The organism is Corallococcus aberystwythensis, from assembly GCF_003612165.1.
Classification (GTDB): Bacteria; Myxococcota; Myxococcia; order Myxococcales; family Myxococcaceae; genus Corallococcus; species Corallococcus aberystwythensis.
Genome location: NZ_RAWK01000134.1, coordinates 1 through 16747, shown reverse-complemented (window position 1 = coordinate 16747; position 16747 = coordinate 1). Strand labels below are relative to the sequence as shown.

Sequence of the window (16747 nt, the reverse complement as noted above, 5' to 3'; positions counted from 1 at the left end):
GTCATCCCCTCCCCACCACGTACCGGGCAGGGGAAGAGCAATGCGCGTACCGAGGCCCTGCCCACTGGGATGGCCTTTCATGCCCATCCATGCCGTCAGACGCCGGGTCCCGGGCGGGGACATGGGGCGCCAAAAAGAAGAAGCCCGCTGGCGTCGGAACGCCAGCGGGCCTCGGATGAAATCAGTGACGGCGTGTCCGCGCGTCAACCCTGACGGAAGGAGTGGATCAGGGCGTCGGCGGGGCAGGGGGCGCGGGCGGCGCACCGTCCGGCGTGGTCTCCGTTCCCTGGATGACCGCGTTCGGGGGAAGCTCGGTGGCCATGCCCAGGATCTTCGCACCCGCGGCGCGGGCGCCATCGAGCGCCACCACGAGCTTGCCGTAGTTCGCCGCGTCATCCGCCATGAAGAAGACGACCTTCTCGTCCGGCTTCTTGGCGTTCAACATCCGCTTGAGGCGGGCGACGTACTCCGCCGCGGGGATCTGCTCCGTGTTGATGGAGTAGGCACCGGCCTTGTCCACCTGCACGACGATCTGCTGGGCATCGGGCTCCGGCGGCTGCTCCTCCTCCACCTCTGTCTCCGGGACCCGGACGAGGATGTCCTTCTCCAGGAGGGGCGTCACCACCATGAAGATGATGAGGAGCACCAACACCACGTCCACCAGGGGCGTGACGTTGATCTCCGAGTTCGGCGCGGACGCGGGCTTCACCCACTGACGCTGCTTGTGTCCTCGGGACATTACTTCTTCTCCTCGACACCCAGGGCGATCTGCTTCGCCTTCGCCTTGCGGGCCGTGTCCAGCACCTTGCGCACGTCACCCACGTTCAGGGCGTTGTCGCCCTTCAGGAGGATCTTCTTGCCTGGATCCTTCACCAGCTCCGCGGCGATCTTCTCCTGGAGACCCTTCTCGTCGACCTCGTCATTCTCCACGAACATCTTCTTGTCCGGGGTGATGGAGAGGATCAACGGATCGGCGTCCGTCTTGCCTTCCTTCTCGATCTCCGTGGCCTTGGGCAGCTCCACGGACTTGCCGCGCTGGAGCATGGGCGTCACGACCATGAAGATGATGAGGAGCACCAGCACCACGTCCACGAGGGGCGTGACGTTGATCTCGCTCTTGATGCCCCCTTTGGGGCCTGCTGACATTCCCATGCGTGCACCTGTTTCCGGGAAGGGAAGCCCACCCTGGAGCAGCGCGGCTTCTCAGCCGGACCGCCCTCATGGGTGGGTTATCCCAGGTGGGGCTTCGAACTAACCCGCGTGCGACGAACCGCCGCCCACGTGCCGCGCCACCACGTCCAGGAACTCGTTGGAGGACTCGGAGATGTCCACGGAACGGGCATCCACCCAGCCCTGCAGGAAGTTGTAGGCCATCACGGCGGGGATGGCCACCAGGAGGCCGAACGCCGTGGTGATGAGCGCCTCGGAGATACCGGCGGAGATGGTCGCCAGACCACCGGAACCCGCGGCCGCCATGAGCTGGAAGGCGTTCACGATACCCATCGTGGTGCCCAGCAGGCCCACGAACGGCGCCGTCGAACCCACCGTGGCCAGCAGGCCCAGGCCGCGCTTGAGGCTCTGCACCTCGCGCTGCGCCTGGCGCTCCAGCGCGCGGGCCACGGACTCCACCGCCAGGTCCTTGTTGCCCGGGGTGATCCGGTACGCCGTCAGGCCGGAGTTGATCACGCGGCCCAGGTGGCCCACGTCCTTGCCCAGGTTGGTGTTCGCCGCGGTGGTCAGGTCGCCCTTCGCGAGGATGGCGCCCATCTTGGCGGCGAAGTTGCGGCTGTCCGAGCGGGTCTTGCGGAAGACGATGATCCGCTCCGCCATGACGACCAGCGACGCCACCGACATGATGGCGAGGGTGAAGATGATCATGCGGGCGAAGAGGCCCGTGTGGTGCCAGATATCAAGCAGGGTAAATTGCATGGCTGTGGAGCGCTCCTCCTCACGAGCGCGAGGTGATGTTCGGCGGACTGCTCAAGCGGGACTGCCTGCTTTGGATCAGCGAGGCAGCTTCAGGTTGAAGTTGAACGTGTACTGCACTTCCACCGGCCTGCCCTGGAACGTGACCGGCTTGTAACGTGAGGCGGTGAGCACGTCCATCACGGCCTGCTCCATGTGAGGGAGCGGCTTGATCGTGCGGCAGCGCTCGACCTTTCCCTCGGTCGTGATCACGCACTTCACGATCATCAGACCCTGCACGCGCGCTTCAAGCGCCTCACGCGTATAGGACACTTCCGGACCCGCGATCTTCTCGGGACGCGTCATGCCCTGGCCGAACGCCAGCACGTCCGTGCCCGTTCCACCCAGCTGACCGCCCACCACGCCGCCAATCACACCGCCGACCACGCCACCCACCACACCGCCCGCGACGCCGCCCTCCACGCCACCCTCGACCTCGGACTCGCTCGCCTCTTCTTCGGGCTCGGGCGCGGTCTCCGTCTCCTCGGGCTTCTGCTGCGGGATCTCCTTCGGCTGCACGATCACGTCCTTGGGCTTCTTGGGCGTGACCTTCTTCTCCGTCTTCGGCTTCGACGCCGGAGGAGGCGGAGGAGGCGGAGGAGGCGGAGGCGCCATCGTGGCCTTCAGCGTGACCTCGACCTCCTTCTCCTCCACGGGAGGCGGGCGTGTGGAGAGATAGGCCACAAGACCCAGCAGGCCAACGTGGAGCAGCGTGGAGACGCCGGCACCCACGCCGAAGCGCGACCTGGGTCCTTGCCCGCGGTCAAGGACTGAATCGAACATGTACGTAACTCCTCTTCACCAGTGGACTACCGTCCCCGCCATGCCCGGATTTCGAAGGGCGGCCACCATACAGAAAAGGGCTCCGGGTTCAAGCAACCGTGTCTGGTGCCGCCGCGTGATCGGGCCAATGCCCCACTGGTCACCAAAAAGCAACGGTCTATTGACAACTGCTTGACCTCGGATATTTTCCGAGGTCATTTTCGGTTGCAGCCCACCTTGGAGGGGTTAGGTATGCAAGTGAAACAAGTACTTCGGGAAACCGGAGTCGTCCTTGCTGCAGGTCTGTTGTACGGATCCGCGGCTTTCGCGCAGTCCAGCGTCATCATCGGCACTGTCATCAACACTGAGGACAAGAAGCCGGCAGCTGATGTCGTTGTGACGGCCACCTCGCCCAACCTGCAGGGCGAGCAGACCGTGGTTACCGACGCTCAGGGTAACTACCGTATTCCCCAGCTTCCACCGGGCACGTATACCCTGCGGTTCGAAAAGGAGTCGTTCAAGCCTTTCGCCCGTCCTGAAATCCAGCTGCTGCTCAACCGCACCATCCGCGTGAACGTGGAGCTGCTCCCTGAGAGCTTCTCGTCGACGGAGACGATCGTTGGCGCCCCGCCGACGATCGACGTCGGTTCGACGAACCAGGGCGTCAACGTTGATCAGGAGTTCATCAAGCGCATCGCGGTGGCCCGTCCGGTCGGCAAGGGCGGCGCGACGCGCTCGTTCGAGTCCCTGGCCGAGCTCGCCCCGGGCGCCCAGTCCGACCAGTACGGCGTGTCCATCAACGGCACGACCTCGCCTGAGAACGGCTACGTGGTGGACGGTCTGTCCACGAACGACCCGGCCTTCGGCGTGAACGCCAGCCCGCTGAGCATCGAGTTCGTGCAGGACGTGAACATCATCACCGGCGGTTACATGCCGGAGTTCGGTCGCTCCACGGGCGGTGTGATCAACGCGGTGACCCGGTCCGGTTCCAACGAGTTCCACGGCTCCGTGTTCGCCAACTGGACGCCGGGCTTCGCGGAAGGCAACCGGAAGCTGGTCATCGAGGACGGCACCACGATCACCGGCCTGAACGCCCTGAGCAACCTGGGCGACTTCGGCGCGACCCTCGGTGGTCCCATCCTCAAGGACAAGCTCTGGTTCTTCGCCGGCTTCGCGCCGTCGTTCCAGCGCTACGAGCACACCCGCGCCCTCAACGCCTTCACGCTGGATGACAACGGCGCGGTGGCGAAGGACGAGAACGGCTTCAGCGTTGTCCAGCAGATCCCGGGTTCCGAGCGGACGTACTTCGCGGACTCCCGCACGATCCAGTTCATGGGCAAGCTGACGTACCTGATCAACCAGGACCACAACGTGTCGTTCGCCCTGAACGGCACCCCGACCGTGTCGGGTGGTACGGGCAAGCTGCAGATCAGCCCCCGCTCGGGTGGTCTGCCCGCGGCGCAGAACACGCGTCCCGAGGACATCGGCAATACTGAGAACCGCGCCAACACCACGGCGCTCGCCCTCAAGTACGCCGGCGCCTTCATGGACAAGAAGGTCCTGGTCGACGCCAACCTCGGTTGGTTCCACCAGACCGCGGGCACGCCTCCGTCCGACGGCACCGCCATCGGTTCGACGGAAGGCTTCGCGGGCTACTCGCTGGCTCAGTACACGCGCCGTCGTTCGCTGACCACGTTCGAGAACGTCCCCAACGCCGCTGAGTACTGCGGTGTGACGCCGCAAGAGCAGGCCCTGCGCTGCCCGGTGACGAACTACTACGTCGGCGGTCCCGGCTTCATGTCCGAGGCGACGCTGGACCGCTACCAGATCAACGCCAAGGCTACCTACCTGCTGAACGCCCTGGGCACGCACGTGTTCAAGGCGGGCGTGGACACGGAGTTCCTGACCTTCGATCAGAAGAAGGCCTACTCCGGCAGCGTGTTCCTGCAGGAGGCCGGCTCCCTCAGTGACGTGCAGCTCAACGGCGTGACCCGTCGCATCTGGACGGACAACCGCCGCTACGGCTACCAGACGGCCCCGGACACGCCCGTGTTCGAGACCCTGCAGGAGTCCTCGACGAGCGGCACCACCATCGGTGGCTTCCTCCAGGACAGCTGGTCCATCGCCAACCGCGTCACGCTGAACCTCGGCGTGCGCTACGACGTGCAGTCCATGTACGGCGGCGACGGCAACCTGGCGCTGAAGCTCGGCAACCAGTGGTCGCCCCGCATCGGCGCCGTGGTGGATCCGTTCGCCAACGGCCGCGCGAAGCTGTTCGTGAACTTCGCCCGTTACTACGAGCAGGTTCCGCTCAACATGATGGACCGCGCCTTCCCGGGTGAGCGCCGCTTCAGCGCGCGTCGCTACCTGTCGGAGCCGGGGTCGACCACGCCGGGCTGCGACCCGTCCACGCTGGAAGGCCAGCGCGGCGGCTGCTCGGACAAGAACTTCATCGTGCCTCGCGCCGAGGCCACGCTGAACTCGAACCAGTACTTCAGCGGCGGTCTGGTGCAGAGCGAGCCGGTCGATCCGGACATCGAGCCCCAGTCGTCCGACGAAATCGTGGTCGGCGGCGAGTACGAGCTCCTGGCGAACACCCGCCTGGGCGCGAGCTACACGCACCGCGACATGGGCAAGGTCATCGAGGACATGAGCCGCGATGACGGCAACACGTACTTCCTCGGTAACCCTGGCAGTGGCTTCGCCAAGGAGTTCCCGACGCCCGTGCGTGACTACGACGCGGTCACCGTCTACCTGAACCGCACGTTCACGGAAGGCTGGCTGGCGCAGGCGAGCTACACGTGGTCCCGCCTGTACGGCAACTACCCCGGTCTGTTCCGTCCGGAGAACAACCAGCTCGACCCGAACATCCTCGCGGACTTCGACCTGGTGGCCCTCCTGAACAACCGCAAGGGTCTGCTGCCCTTCGACCGTACGCACGCCATCAAGGTGTTCGGCGCCAAGGAGTTCAACATCTCCAACGCGCTGTCGGCGAGCATCGGTCTGTCCTACCGTGGCAACTCCGGTACGCCCATCAGCTACCTCGGCGCGTACCCGGGCTACGGCCAGGATGAGACGTTCATCCTGCCGCGCGGCAGCGGCGGTCGCACCCCGTGGATCAACAGCGTTGACTCCAACGTGGGCGTGAACTACCGCGTGAGCAAGGACAGCGTGGTGTCCTTCACCCTGGACGTGTTCAACCTGTTCAACTTCCAGGGCGTGGACAGCGTCGACGAGTCCTACACGTTCTCGCAGGTGCTCCCGGTCTACGACCCGAAGACGGGGACCCCGGGCACCGTGGCCGACCTGCCGACCGAGGACAGCCCTGGCAACGTCCCGGGCGCCGGTGGCGGCACGCTGGCCTTCGAAGACGTGAACCAGAACTACAAGAACCCGGACCGTTACCAGGCCCCGCGGCAGATCCGCTTCGGTGTCCGGTACACGTTCTAATCACCCGACCACGAGAGGAAGATCAGCAACATGCGCAAGAGCATTCTTTCGACGGTGGTGATGCTGACGGCCGCGGGCAGCCTGACCGCCTGCGACGTCGAGCAGCCGAATCCCGGGTGCATCGTTCAGGACGCGAGCTTCGCGACCTGGTGGGCGAAGTACGACGTCGTCAGCGCCCCGACCGGCACCAAGACGGACGGAAGCGCCTGCGGCGCGACCGAGGCGCTTGAAGTGGGCGACAACCTGGGTGTGTGGAAGTTCTCCGACCCGAAGGCGGGGAGCAACATCCTGGTGGTCCGGCCTCAGTACGTGTCCCGGTTGGGCGCGGCGGATGCGAACAACACGTTCGACAGCCTCCAGGTCACCGGCGCACTGAGCAGCGACACGACGGACGACTTCTGCCTGGCGCCGGAGTTCAACACGGCGACCGTGAACCCCACGTCCAATGGGGTGACGTCGTCGGTGGCCTACTCGCTGGCGAACGTGAAGGTGTACTCGTCGCCCAGCTCTCCGGGCACCCAGATGACGGGTGAGGTCAACTTCACCCGTAACGGCTGCACCTCCACGTACATCATGCGTGCGGTGTGGCCGGCCACCGCCTGCGATCCCCGCGTGGACCAGGCGGATCCGGATCTGGGTTACGCCAACTGCGGCTCGGGCTCGGGCATCAACCCGGACTTCGCCGTGCAGTGCGAGGCGGTTCCGGAGCGTTTCTGGACCGGCGCCTTCCTGTCCGAGGAAGAGGCGGCCTACGTGGACGAGAACGACGAGTACCCCTCGAGCTACAACGAGGGCCGTTGCGTCCCGTCGAACGCCATCCCGTCTTTCAAGTAGTCGGCACTGACCGACCCTGAAGGCCAACGCGGCCCCGGCAGCCCCTCCCCCACGCGGGAGTGGCGGTCCGGGGCCGCGCTGTTGTTAGTGTCTGATTTCCACTGTCGGGAGGACCATGGAGGGCCGTTACGAACTCATCGAGCACGTCTGCTCGCTTCTTGCGGACGAGGCGGGGACGCTCCGCAAGGAGGCGCCCTACCGGGTCGCGCTCTGCTACCCGAGCCCCTACCACGTGGGCATGAGCTCGCTGGGCTACCAGGCCATCTACCGGGAGGTGCATTCGCACGCGGGCGCGACCGCCGAGCGTGTCTTCCTTCCCGATGATGTCGAGACATACAAGAGAACACGGACGCCATTGTTTACCTGGGAATCCCAGGCACCGGTGTCTGGCTTTGAAATGCTGGCTTTCTCTGTTGCCTATGAATTAGAGCTTTCAGGGTTGTTCACGATGTTGGAGTTGTCTGGTTTGCCGGTTCTTGCTGCTGAGCGGAATGCAAGGCATCCGCTGGTGGTAGCGGGCGGCCCGCTGACGTTCTCCAACCCGGATCCGCTGGAGCCCTTCGTGGACGTGCTCGTCCAGGGAGAGGCGGAGGATCTGATCCACGTGCTGCTGGAGGCCGCGGCCTCCATGGAGCGCGAGGCGCTGTTGGAGTACCTGGCGAAGGTCCCCGGCTTCCGGGTGCCCGGGCGGGGTGGGGCGCGCTACCACGTGGCGAAGGCGACGGACGCCCGGCTGCCGGCGCGCACGCAGATCATCACGCCGCACACGGAGCTTCGCTCGATGTTCCTCATCGAGCCGGAGCGGGGGTGCTCGCGTGGCTGCCACTATTGCGTCATGCGCCGCACGACGAATGGCGGCATGCGCACGGTGCCCCCGGAGCGCATCCTGTCGCTCATCCCGGAGCATGCGAAGCGGGTGGGGCTGGTGGGCGCGGCGGTGACGGACCACCCGCGCATCGTGGAGATCCTGCGCACCATCGTGGACTCGGGGCGCGAGGTGGGCGTGTCCTCGCTGCGCGCGGACCGGCTCACGCAGGAACTGGTGGATCAGCTGCGGCGGGGTGGGGCGACGAACCTCACGGTGGCCGCGGACGGGGCCTCGCAGAAGATGCGGGACCTGGTGGACCGCAAGCACTCCGAGGAGCAGATCGTCCGGGCGGCGCAGTTCGCGCGAACGGCGGGCATGAAGCAGCTCAAGGTCTACAACGTGGTGGGCCTGCCGCATGAGGACGACGCGGACATCGACGAGCTGATCCGCTTCACCACGGAGCTGTCTCGCATCCTGCCCGTGGCGCTGGGCGTGGCTCCCTTCGTGGCCAAGCGCAACACGCCGCTGGATGGGGCGCCCTTCGCGGGGCTGCGTGAGGTGGAGAACAAGCTGGAGCGGCTGCGCAAGGGGCTCCGCGGACGGGCGGAGGTGCGGCCCACATCCGCGCGCTGGGCCTGGGTGGAGTACATGCTGGCCCAGTGCGGCCCGGAGGCGGGACTGGCCGCCATGGACGCCTGGCGCGCCGGGGGCAGCTTCGCCGCGTGGAAGCGGGCCTTCCAGGAGCGCGGGTGCGAGCCCTACATGGCCCGCCGCGTGGAGGACGGGCGGCGCCAGCCCACGGTGTGGCCCATCGTGCCGGGCCGCCCGCCGCCCCAGCCGTCCGCCGCCTGACGGGGCCCGCAAAGGCCGTATTCGCCGGGCTCCGCTTTCGCTAGAAGACGGGCAGCGGGGCCGATGGCCGGCACTCGCATGGCCTCGGAGAGCATCTGGTGAGCACGCAGCGCGTGGAAAAGTCGTGGCAGAAGACGGGCCTCAAGGACTACTCGACGGAGGCCCTGCTGAGCACGCTGGGGCACTACGGCGTTCCCGTGGGCGAAGAGGACTACCGCAAGCTGGCGGAGTCCGCCTATCCGCTCGGCATCGCCCAGCAGTGGGCGGCGAAGTGGAAGGGCACCGGCCCCTTCAAGGACTACGTCGTGGCCGCGGCCGTGGAGCTGTGGCGCCGGTGGATGCCGGACCGCGTGTCCCCGCAGGACTTCACGCAAGCGCTGGCGACGCTGATGCAGGTGCTCGTGCACAAGCTCAACGGCGCGAAGGAGGCCCCGGTGGCCTCCTCCTTCGAGCACGTGAAGGCGCTGCGCTCGAAGCTGACGGTGGATGATAAGGGCGCGCTGCCCCAGGCGTTCCTCCAGGAGGCGCTGGCGCCCTTCTCGGAGAAGGACGCGGAGCTGTTCGACAGCCTGGCGGAGTCGCTGGCCGCGCAGGGCCACCTGGACGACGCCACGGCGTTCGCCGACGTGGAGGAGTTCCTGCTGCCCGACCGGCGCGGCATCTCCCAGGCGGTGGTGCGCGCCGCGAAGGGCGAGCGCGAGCCCGCCATCCAGGACCTCAAGAACCTCATCCACGACACGGCGCGCGCGCCCATCTCCCGCCTGCTGGCGGTGGACGGCCTCATCCACCTGCAGGCGTGGATTGACGCGTCCGTCGAGGGCCGCGGCCTGCTGGCGGAGGCGGAGAAGGCGAACGACATCCACCTGGCGCTGGACCTGGTGCCCCGCCTGGAGCACGTCTTCAAGCAGCAGAACGACCGGTCCGCGCTGCTGGAGCTGATGGGCACGCAGGAGCGGCTGGAGGCCCTGCACGACAAGATGCACCCGGGCCACCGGGCGCACCGGCACCAGCACGCGCAGCCGCAGCGCCGTCGTTAGTAGGCAGCCGGGCTTCTACGTCCCCGTGCGCCGGGGGCCCTGGGACTCCGGGGCCTCGGGCGCTTGGGAGTCGCTGGCCGCGGAGGGCGCCTGGCCTTCCGCGTCCGGCGTAACGGGCGTCACCGGCACCGGGCGCTTGAGCTTCACCGTGACGACGCCGGGCACACCTTCCGCCACGTCCCGCACGGGCACCACGGCGCCCACGGTGGTGTAGCGGATGGCGCCCGTCTGGGTGAAGGCGTGCTTCAGGGCGTACTCTTTCGCGCGCGGCAGGAACCACTCGCGCACCCGGGGCAGGGGCAGCGCGTGCAGCTCGCCCTGCGTGAGGAACACGTACAGCATCAGGTCCGCGCCGCTGTAGAGGAAGCAGCCCGGCGTGTCCTTCTCCAGGTTGGAGATGAGCTCGAAGAAGTAGCGGCGGCGGGTGGCCTGGCGGTCGCCCTTCACTTCAATGCCGCGCACCTCTCCCGTGGGCAGCTCCCAGAGCAGGTCCACGCCCCGGTGCTGGAAGCGCGGATCCAACTGCACGTCGTGCACGCGGGACCCGGGCTCCGTCTCCAGGAGCCACGCGCGGGCGTGCTGCACGGCCCGGTCGGCCGCGCCCTGCACACCGCGCATGCTGAAGCTGCGGCCTCCCATCGCGGCTAGCGGCGCAGCTCGACGCCGGAGGCCACGAGCTGCACCTCGCGGGGCTTGCCGTCGGTGCCGCGCGGGACGATGGCGCCTTCGGCCTCGTAGTGCTTCGCGTGGGCGTCGCTCAGCTCCGCCACCTTCACCACGCCCTCCACGCGCGCCTGCGAGCCCGCCGAGTCCAGCGGCACGAAGAAGCCGTAGTCCTTGAACGTCACGCGCACGCCGGGGCTCTTGGCGTCGGAGGCCAGCTCCAGCCAGCAGCCCTTCTTCTCACACGCCTTGCGCACCTGGCCCTCCACGCGCACGACCTTGCCGTCGTGGGCCTGGGGCTTCGCGAGCAGCTCCGCGAGCTTCACCGTGGGCTCGCCCTTGAGGGCCTCGCCGCGGGTGAGCGTCCAGCCGCCGGAGCTGGCGGCCTTGGCGGCCTCGGGCGTCTTCGCGTCGGCGGGGTGGTGGCAGTCGCTCGCCGCGGCTTCGGCCTTGGCCTTGGTGGGCGCGGGCGTCTTGTCCGCCGCGAGGGCCACGAGGGGAGCGGCGACCAGCATCACGAGTGCGGTGCGGAGCATGTGCATGCCCGTTCGCTTAGCCCAGGTTTCCGGGGGCCGGCAAGGCACCCCTTCCATCCTCGCGACTTGTCCCGCACACTCGGCGCGAGGTGCGCATGAAGGTCACCATCCCCGCTCCCAACCGCCGGTTGGGCACATTCGAATGGCTCGGGCTCGTGGGACTCGCGGGGCTGCTCGTGGGGCGCTACGTCCCCGTGGCCCGCATCATCCCGTTCTGGGGCTGTGTGCTGCGCGAGCACACAGGCTGGCCCTGCCTGGGCTGTGGGCTCACCCGCGTGGCGGACCGCGTCGCGCACTTCAACATCCCGGGCGCGTGGGAGGCCAACCCCCTGGGCACCGTGTGCGCGCTGCTGTTCGCGCTGGCCGCGGTGGCGACGGTGCTGCACTTCCTCTTCGCGCTGCCCATCCCGGAGGTGGAGCTGGAGGAGCGCGAGTGGCGGTGGGTGCGCATCGCGTTACCCCTGGTGTTGCTGGCCAATTACGCCTACGTCGTGGTGCACACCCGCTTCCCGCACCTGCTGTCCTGAGGGGCAGGACCTCTCTTCTTCCGTGCTCTCCGCCTTCCTCCTGCTGGGCTACCTCTGCGGCTCCGTCCCCTTCGGCGTGCTGCTGACGCGGTGGCTGCTCGGGGTGGACGTGCGCGCCAGCGGCAGCGGCAACATTGGCGCCACCAACGTCACGCGCGTCGCCGGCAAGAAGCTGGGCGCGGTGGTGCTGCTGTTGGACGCGCTCAAGGCCGTGCTGCCCGTGGGGCTGGCCGTGCACTTCATGCCCGGGGACGCGCGGGCGCACGCGCTGGTGGGCCTGGCGGCGGTGCTGGGCCACGTGTACCCGGTGTGGCTCAGGCTCAAGGGCGGCAAGGGCGTGGCCAGCGCGCTGGGCGTGCTGGTGGTGCTGGTGCCCAAGGCGGCGCTCGCCGGGGCCCTCATCTACGGGCTGGTGGTGGCCCGGTGGCGCGTGAGCTCCGTGGGCTCGCTGTCCGCGGCGGTGGTCGCCATCGCCACCGCGTTCCTCACCGCGCCCTCCCGTGAGTACGTGCTGCTCACCGCGGGCCTATTCGTCCTGATGCTCTGGACCCACCGGAGCAACCTCCTGAGACTCGCCCGGCGCTCCGAGCACCGGCTTTGAGCCGGGGGGCAGCGACGGGGCGCGGTAGCCCAGGAGCGTGCAGGGGATGGGGCCGTTCCACACGTCGCGCCGGGCCATGGGGCGCGCGTGGAAGGCGCTCTCGAAGGCGGGGTTGCCGGACAGCACCCACACACGCCAGCCCGGCAGCGCGCGCAAGCTGTCGCCCAGCTTGAAGTAGAAGGTCTTCATGCCCTTCTGGCCACCGGAGCCCAACCGGTCGCCATAGGGCGGGTTGGTGAGGATGAGCCCACCGCCTTCAGGCAGCGGCGGGAGCTTCGTCGCGTCGCCCTCCGCGAGCGTTATCTCCTCCCCCAGCCGCGCCGCCTTCACGTTGCGGTCCGCGGCCTCCAGGGCCTCGTCGCTCTTGTCGAAGCCGAGGATGGGGACCTCCACCTTGCGCTCGTTGCGCCGCGCGTCCGCGCGCAGGTCCGCGAGCAGCTCCTTCGCGCGGGTGCCCAGGTGCGGCCAGCGCTCCACCGCGAAGCTCCGGTTGATGCCCGGGGCCCGCTTGCGCGCGATGAGGCCGCCCTCGATGACGAGGGTGCCCGAGCCGCACATGGGGTCCACCAGCGCCTCCGTGCCGGTGTAGCCCGCCGCGCGCAGCAGGGCCGCCGCCAGGTTCTCCTTCAGGGGCGCGGGGGTGGGGCGCACGCGGTAGCCGCGCCGGTGCAGCGGCTCTCCGACGAGGTCCAGGGAGAGGGACAGCTTCTCCTTCACCAGGTGGGCGACCACGGACACGTCCGGGTTGCGCGTGTCCACGTCCGGCCGCGAGCCCAGCTTGTCGCGCAGGCGGTCCACGATGGCGTCCTTCACCTTCAGCGCCACGAAGCCGGAGTGCGCGTGCTCGGTGTCCTTCAGGTTCGCGTCCACCGCGAACGTCACGTTCGTGGTGAGGTGCTCCTCCCACGGCACGCTGGCCACGGCGTCGTAGAGCCCCTGGGCACCCTTCGCGTCGAACTCGCCCAGCGGGTAGAGGACCCGCATGGCGATGCGGGACCAGAGGCAGACGTTGAGCGCCTCGTCGAGCGCGGCCATGAAGCGCACGCCGCCGCGGTCCTGGCGGATGCGCTTCGCGCCAAGCTCCTTCAGTTCCTCGGCGAGCAGGTCCTCGGTGCCGCGAGCGGCGGTGGCGAATAGGGCAAGACGTTCAGCCATGGTGCACCGCCCTTAGACGACCCCGGGGCGATTGGGAACTGCTCAGGTGGCCACGACCTCGTAGAACGTGAAGGTGGCGTCCTCCTGGGACGCGCTGGCCCCCTTCGCCCGCTGGAAGTCCTCCGACTGGAAGTAGGCCCGCATGGCGTCCCGGTCCTGCCAGCGCGTGACGAGCAGGATTTCAGGCGAGCGCTCGAACGAGCGCAGCACCTCCAGGCCCAGGAAGCCCGCGTAACCGTCCACGCGCCGCGAGCGCTCCTGGAGCCGGTGGACCCAGCCGTCGGCCTCTTCGGGGGATGCTCGGAAGCGGGAGATGGCGACAATCATTCGAGGGGAAAACCTCCGGGAGACGGGTGTCCGTTCCCGGAGGCCTTGAAGCGGTGGTGGCGGGCTACATCGCCCCGGCGCCGGGCATGTCGCCCAGGCCGCGCAGCAGGACCTCGCGGGGCTTGGCGCCGTCCGCGGGGCCCACCACGCCGTCGCGCTCCATGCGTTCAATCATGCGCGCCGCGCGGTTGTAGCCGATGCGCATCTTGCGCTGGAGCATGGAGATGGAAACGGAGCGCATCTCGCTGACCGCCGCGAGCGCCTGGTCGTAGAGCTCGTCGGACAGCTCGTCCTCCTCGCCTCCGCCGCCCTCGCTTTCGTCGTCGCGCGGCTTGAGGATGGACTCGTCGAAGACGGGCTTGCCCTGGGCCTTGAGGTGGTCCACCGCCTTCTTGATTTCCTGCTCGGAGACGTAGGCGCCGTGCACGCGCTGCAGGTGGGCGCTCGTGGGCGGCATGATGAGCATGTCGCCCATGCCCAGCAGGGCCTCAGCGCCCACCGTGCCCAGAATGGTCATCGAGTCCGGCTTCGAGCGCAGCATGAAGCTGATGCGCGTGGGGAAGTTGGCCTTGATGATGCCGGTGACGACGTCCGTGGACGGACGCTGCGTCGCGACCATCAGGTGGATGCCGGCCGCGCGCGCCATCTGCGCGAGGCGTGCGACATAGGTTTCCACCTCGCGGCTGGCGACCATCATCAGGTCCGCGAGCTCGTCGATGATGACCACGATGTAGGGCAGCTTCTTGAGCTCCTTCTTCTCCGGGGAGGCGGCCTCCGCGGGCGTGGACTCCTCGCCGTCCTCCTCGAACTCCGCGTCCTCCTCGCCGTCGGCCTCCAGGTTGGGGGCGGGCTCGGAGACGATGGCCTCGCGCAGGTCCTCGTCGTCCTCACGCGGCGCGGCCACGCCCAGCCCGTCGCTGGCGGAAGCGGGGGCCGGCACGGTGCTGCCCTCCACGTCCACGACGAACATCTTCTTGGGCTTGGTCTTCTTCTTCGCGGCGGGCGCGGCGGCGGGCTTCTCCTCCGACGCCTGCGTCTCCACCAACTTGTTGTAGCCGGCGATGTTGCGCACGCCCGCCTCGGACAGCAGCTGGTAGCGGCGCTCCATCTCCTCCACCGCCCAGCGCAGCGCGAGCGCGGCCTTCTTGGGGTCGGTGACGACGGGGAGCAGCAGGTGCGGGATGCCCTCGTAGACGGAGAGCTCCAGCATCTTCGGGTCCACCATGATGAAGCGGACCTCCTCGGGCGTGGCCTTGAGGAGGATGCTCATGATCATCGAGTTGACCGCCACGGACTTGCCGGAGCCGGTGGTGCCCGCGATGAGCAGGTGGGGGGCCTTCACCAGGTCGAAGACGTACGGCATGCCTTCGATGTCCTTGCCCACGCACATGGTGAGCTTGCTGCTGCTCTTCTGGAACGTGTCCTGTTCAGCGATCTCCTTGAGGAACACCGTCTCGCGGTCGCGGTTGGGGACTTCGATACCGACCACGCCCTTGCCGGGGATGGGGGCGACGATGCGCACGCGCATGGCCTCCATGGCCATGGCCAGGTCGTCCTGGAGCGCGGCGATCTTGCTGACCTTGATGCCGGGTCCCGGCAGGAACTCGTACATGGTGACGACGGGGCCGGGGCGGATCTCCACGACCTCGCCCACGATGCCGAAGTCCGCCAGCTTCGCGCGCAGCTTCTCCGCCGTGACGAGGAACGCGTCCTTGTCCAGCGCGGAGCGCTCCTTCTTGTCCGCCTCCAGCACGTCCAGCGGCGGAAGGGAGAAGCTCTTGCGGTCACCCACGAACTCGAACTGGTCGTGCGGCCGCTTCGAAACGGCGGTGGGCTTGGGCGGCGCCTTGGGCTCCACGATGAGCGGCATGCGCGCCAGCGCGGAGGGCGGCGCGGGGATGAGGGCGTTGCCAGGCGCGGCGGCGGCCGGCTTCTCCGCGGCCACGGGCTTCGCGGCGGGCTCGGCCACTCCGGGCGCGAGCGCCGCGGCGGGCACGGGCGGCGAGGACGGCGCGGCGGGCGGGGTGACGATCTGCGGCGTCTTGCGCGGGCGGCGCGGCGCCTCGCCCGCGTCCGCGTTGGCGGGCAGCTGCGGCTGGGGGGCGAGGAAGGACGCGGCCCAGGCGGGGTCGGCGCCCTGCGGACGGCGCTCGGCACGCTCCGGCGGCAGGGAGGGCTGCTCGTCGGAGTCGGCGTCCTCCTCCTCGGGCTCCTCGTCGCGGGAGAGCTTCTTCTCCAGCTTCTCGCGGTCCTTCTGCTCCTTGAGGGCCTTCTTCGCGTTGGCGAGCTGCTCCTTCTCGTTCTGCCGGGCCAGGCGCACGGCCTCCTCGGCCAGGGCCTCCGCCTCGGCGGCCTCGGCTTCGGCGGCCAGTCGCTCGGCCTCGGAGAGCTCCTCCTCCTCGGCCTCCAGCTCCGCGAGGAACGCGGCCTCCTCTTCCTTCTCCTGCGCGAGCCGCTCCTGGCGGGCCGCGTAGTTGACCTTCTGCTGCTCCCAGAAGACGTTCGCGGCGTCGGAGACGCGGCGGCCCAGCACGGTGAGGCCGGCCCACACCAGCGAGCACAGCTTGAAGAACGTGTACTGGGTGCCGACGATGAGCGCCGCCGCGCTGATGGCGGTGACGAGGATGATGGTGCCGACGGTGGAGAACATCCCCTCCATCAGGCCGCCCAGGCTCGCGCCGAGCGCGCCGCCGGGCGGGTGGGCCCAGCCCTTGTCCTTGGCGAACATGAGCTGCGCGAGCACGGACACGCTGCAGGTGAGCAGCGCCAGGGAGATGATCTGCGGCAGGCGGCGACGCTCGCGGTTGCCCACGAAGAGCACCACGGCGGTGTAGATGCCCCCCGCGGGGATGAGGTAGGCGCACACGCCCAGCGCGCCGCGCAGCGTCTCCGCGATGAGGTGGCCCATGGGGCCGACCGCGTTGTGGAAGCCGGGCCCCACCCGGTCATGCGCGTCGAACGTGGCGACCGCCAGCAAGGCCAGCAACGAGGCGGCCAGGATGAAAACGCCGATGAGCGCCCGCTTGGCGGGGCTGGCCGCGCCCGGGGCCTTCATCTTCTTGTTGTTGAGCGCCTTGCGGCGCGTCGCGATCTCCTGCCGGGAGAGCACCGCCTTCTCCGCCCGACCACCCTTCTTTGCCGCTGTCATGGACCCCTGTTCCCTCTGCCCGATTCCAGCCGCGTAGCGAGCTGTAGCAATCCGCCCGGCGAGAATAGGGAGGGAGGGGGCG

15 protein-coding genes are annotated in these 16747 nt (G+C 68.5%); 6 read left to right on the top strand and 9 right to left on the bottom strand.

Features of this window, described 5'->3' with window-relative positions:
• Positions 1-226 precede the first annotated feature (226 nt).
• The 4 genes from D7W81_RS22275 to D7W81_RS22260 form a co-directional block, all read right to left on the bottom strand.
• Positions 227-739 (bottom strand): ExbD/TolR family protein, encoded by a 513-nt coding sequence (locus D7W81_RS22275; protein ID WP_120557413.1) that lies wholly within the window; start codon positions 737-739, stop codon positions 227-229.
• Positions 739-1152 carry an ExbD/TolR family protein gene (locus D7W81_RS22270; protein WP_014394198.1) on the bottom strand — a complete coding sequence of 138 codons (414 nt, stop codon included), beginning with the start codon at positions 1150-1152 and terminating at the stop codon, positions 739-741. The genes D7W81_RS22275 and D7W81_RS22270 overlap by 1 nt, the downstream gene beginning before the upstream one ends.
• A 99-nt stretch (positions 1153-1251) precedes the next feature.
• Positions 1252-1929, bottom strand: a complete 678-nt coding sequence (locus D7W81_RS22265; RefSeq protein ID WP_120557412.1) for a MotA/TolQ/ExbB proton channel family protein — start codon at positions 1927-1929, stop codon at positions 1252-1254.
• Positions 1930-2004: 75 nt separating this feature from the next.
• A complete protein-coding gene (locus D7W81_RS22260) occupies positions 2005-2748 on the bottom strand; it encodes an energy transducer TonB (protein ID WP_120557411.1) in 744 nt (247 codons plus the stop codon).
• A gap of 231 nt (positions 2749-2979) precedes the next feature.
• Between D7W81_RS22260 and D7W81_RS22255 the strand changes: the two genes are divergently transcribed.
• From D7W81_RS22255 to D7W81_RS22240, 4 genes are all read left to right on the top strand, one after another.
• Complete coding sequence (locus tag D7W81_RS22255; RefSeq protein WP_120557410.1) at positions 2980-6177, top strand: TonB-dependent receptor; 3198 nt, start codon at positions 2980-2982, stop codon at positions 6175-6177.
• Between the two features lie 30 nt (positions 6178-6207).
• Positions 6208-7011: a hypothetical protein gene (locus D7W81_RS22250; RefSeq protein ID WP_120557409.1), complete on the top strand. Its 804-nt coding sequence runs from the start codon at positions 6208-6210 to the stop codon at positions 7009-7011.
• 115 nt (positions 7012-7126) lie between these two features.
• Positions 7127-8671: a radical SAM protein gene (locus D7W81_RS22245; RefSeq protein ID WP_120557408.1), complete on the top strand. Its 1545-nt coding sequence runs from the start codon at positions 7127-7129 to the stop codon at positions 8669-8671.
• A 98-nt stretch (positions 8672-8769) separates the two neighbouring features.
• A complete protein-coding gene (locus D7W81_RS22240; RefSeq protein ID WP_120557407.1) occupies positions 8770-9708 on the top strand; it encodes a hypothetical protein in 939 nt (312 codons plus the stop codon).
• A gap of 15 nt (positions 9709-9723) precedes the next feature.
• On the opposite strand, the gene D7W81_RS22235 is transcribed toward D7W81_RS22240, so the two are convergent.
• Together D7W81_RS22235 and D7W81_RS22230 are read right to left on the bottom strand one after the other, a co-directional pair.
• Positions 9724-10326: a hypothetical protein gene (locus D7W81_RS22235; RefSeq protein ID WP_244227357.1), complete on the bottom strand. Its 603-nt coding sequence runs from the start codon at positions 10324-10326 to the stop codon at positions 9724-9726.
• Between the two features lie 26 nt (positions 10327-10352).
• On the bottom strand, positions 10353-10913 hold the full coding sequence (locus D7W81_RS22230; protein ID WP_208721406.1) for a DUF4920 domain-containing protein: 561 nt from the start codon (positions 10911-10913) through the stop codon (positions 10353-10355).
• Between the two features lie 89 nt (positions 10914-11002).
• Here D7W81_RS22230 and D7W81_RS22225 point away from each other — a divergent pair, with 89 nt between their 5' ends.
• Positions 11003-11434 (top strand): DUF2752 domain-containing protein, encoded by a 432-nt coding sequence (locus tag D7W81_RS22225; protein ID WP_120557404.1) that lies wholly within the window; start codon positions 11003-11005, stop codon positions 11432-11434.
• Between the two features lie 22 nt (positions 11435-11456).
• Positions 11457-12035 carry a glycerol-3-phosphate 1-O-acyltransferase PlsY gene (gene plsY / locus D7W81_RS22220; RefSeq protein ID WP_120557403.1) on the top strand — a complete coding sequence of 193 codons (579 nt, stop codon included), beginning with the start codon at positions 11457-11459 and terminating at the stop codon, positions 12033-12035.
• Here the strand turns inward: plsY and D7W81_RS22215 are convergent.
• The 3 genes from D7W81_RS22215 to D7W81_RS22205 all read right to left on the bottom strand — a co-directional run bounded on the left by D7W81_RS22215 (position 11961) and on the right by D7W81_RS22205 (position 16665).
• The gene (locus D7W81_RS22215) at positions 11961-13190 is read right to left on the bottom strand and encodes a THUMP domain-containing class I SAM-dependent RNA methyltransferase (RefSeq protein ID WP_120557402.1); all 1230 of its coding nucleotides are present in this window, start codon (positions 13188-13190) and stop codon (positions 11961-11963) included. The two genes, plsY and D7W81_RS22215, sit on opposite strands and share 75 nt — an antisense overlap.
• Before the next feature lie 42 nt (positions 13191-13232).
• Positions 13233-13517 carry an antibiotic biosynthesis monooxygenase family protein gene (locus D7W81_RS22210; protein WP_120557401.1) on the bottom strand — a complete coding sequence of 95 codons (285 nt, stop codon included), beginning with the start codon at positions 13515-13517 and terminating at the stop codon, positions 13233-13235.
• 64 nt (positions 13518-13581) lie between these two features.
• A complete protein-coding gene (locus tag D7W81_RS22205) occupies positions 13582-16665 on the bottom strand; it encodes an FtsK/SpoIIIE family DNA translocase (RefSeq protein WP_120557400.1) in 3084 nt (1027 codons plus the stop codon).
• Between the last annotated feature and the right edge of the window lie 82 nt (positions 16666-16747).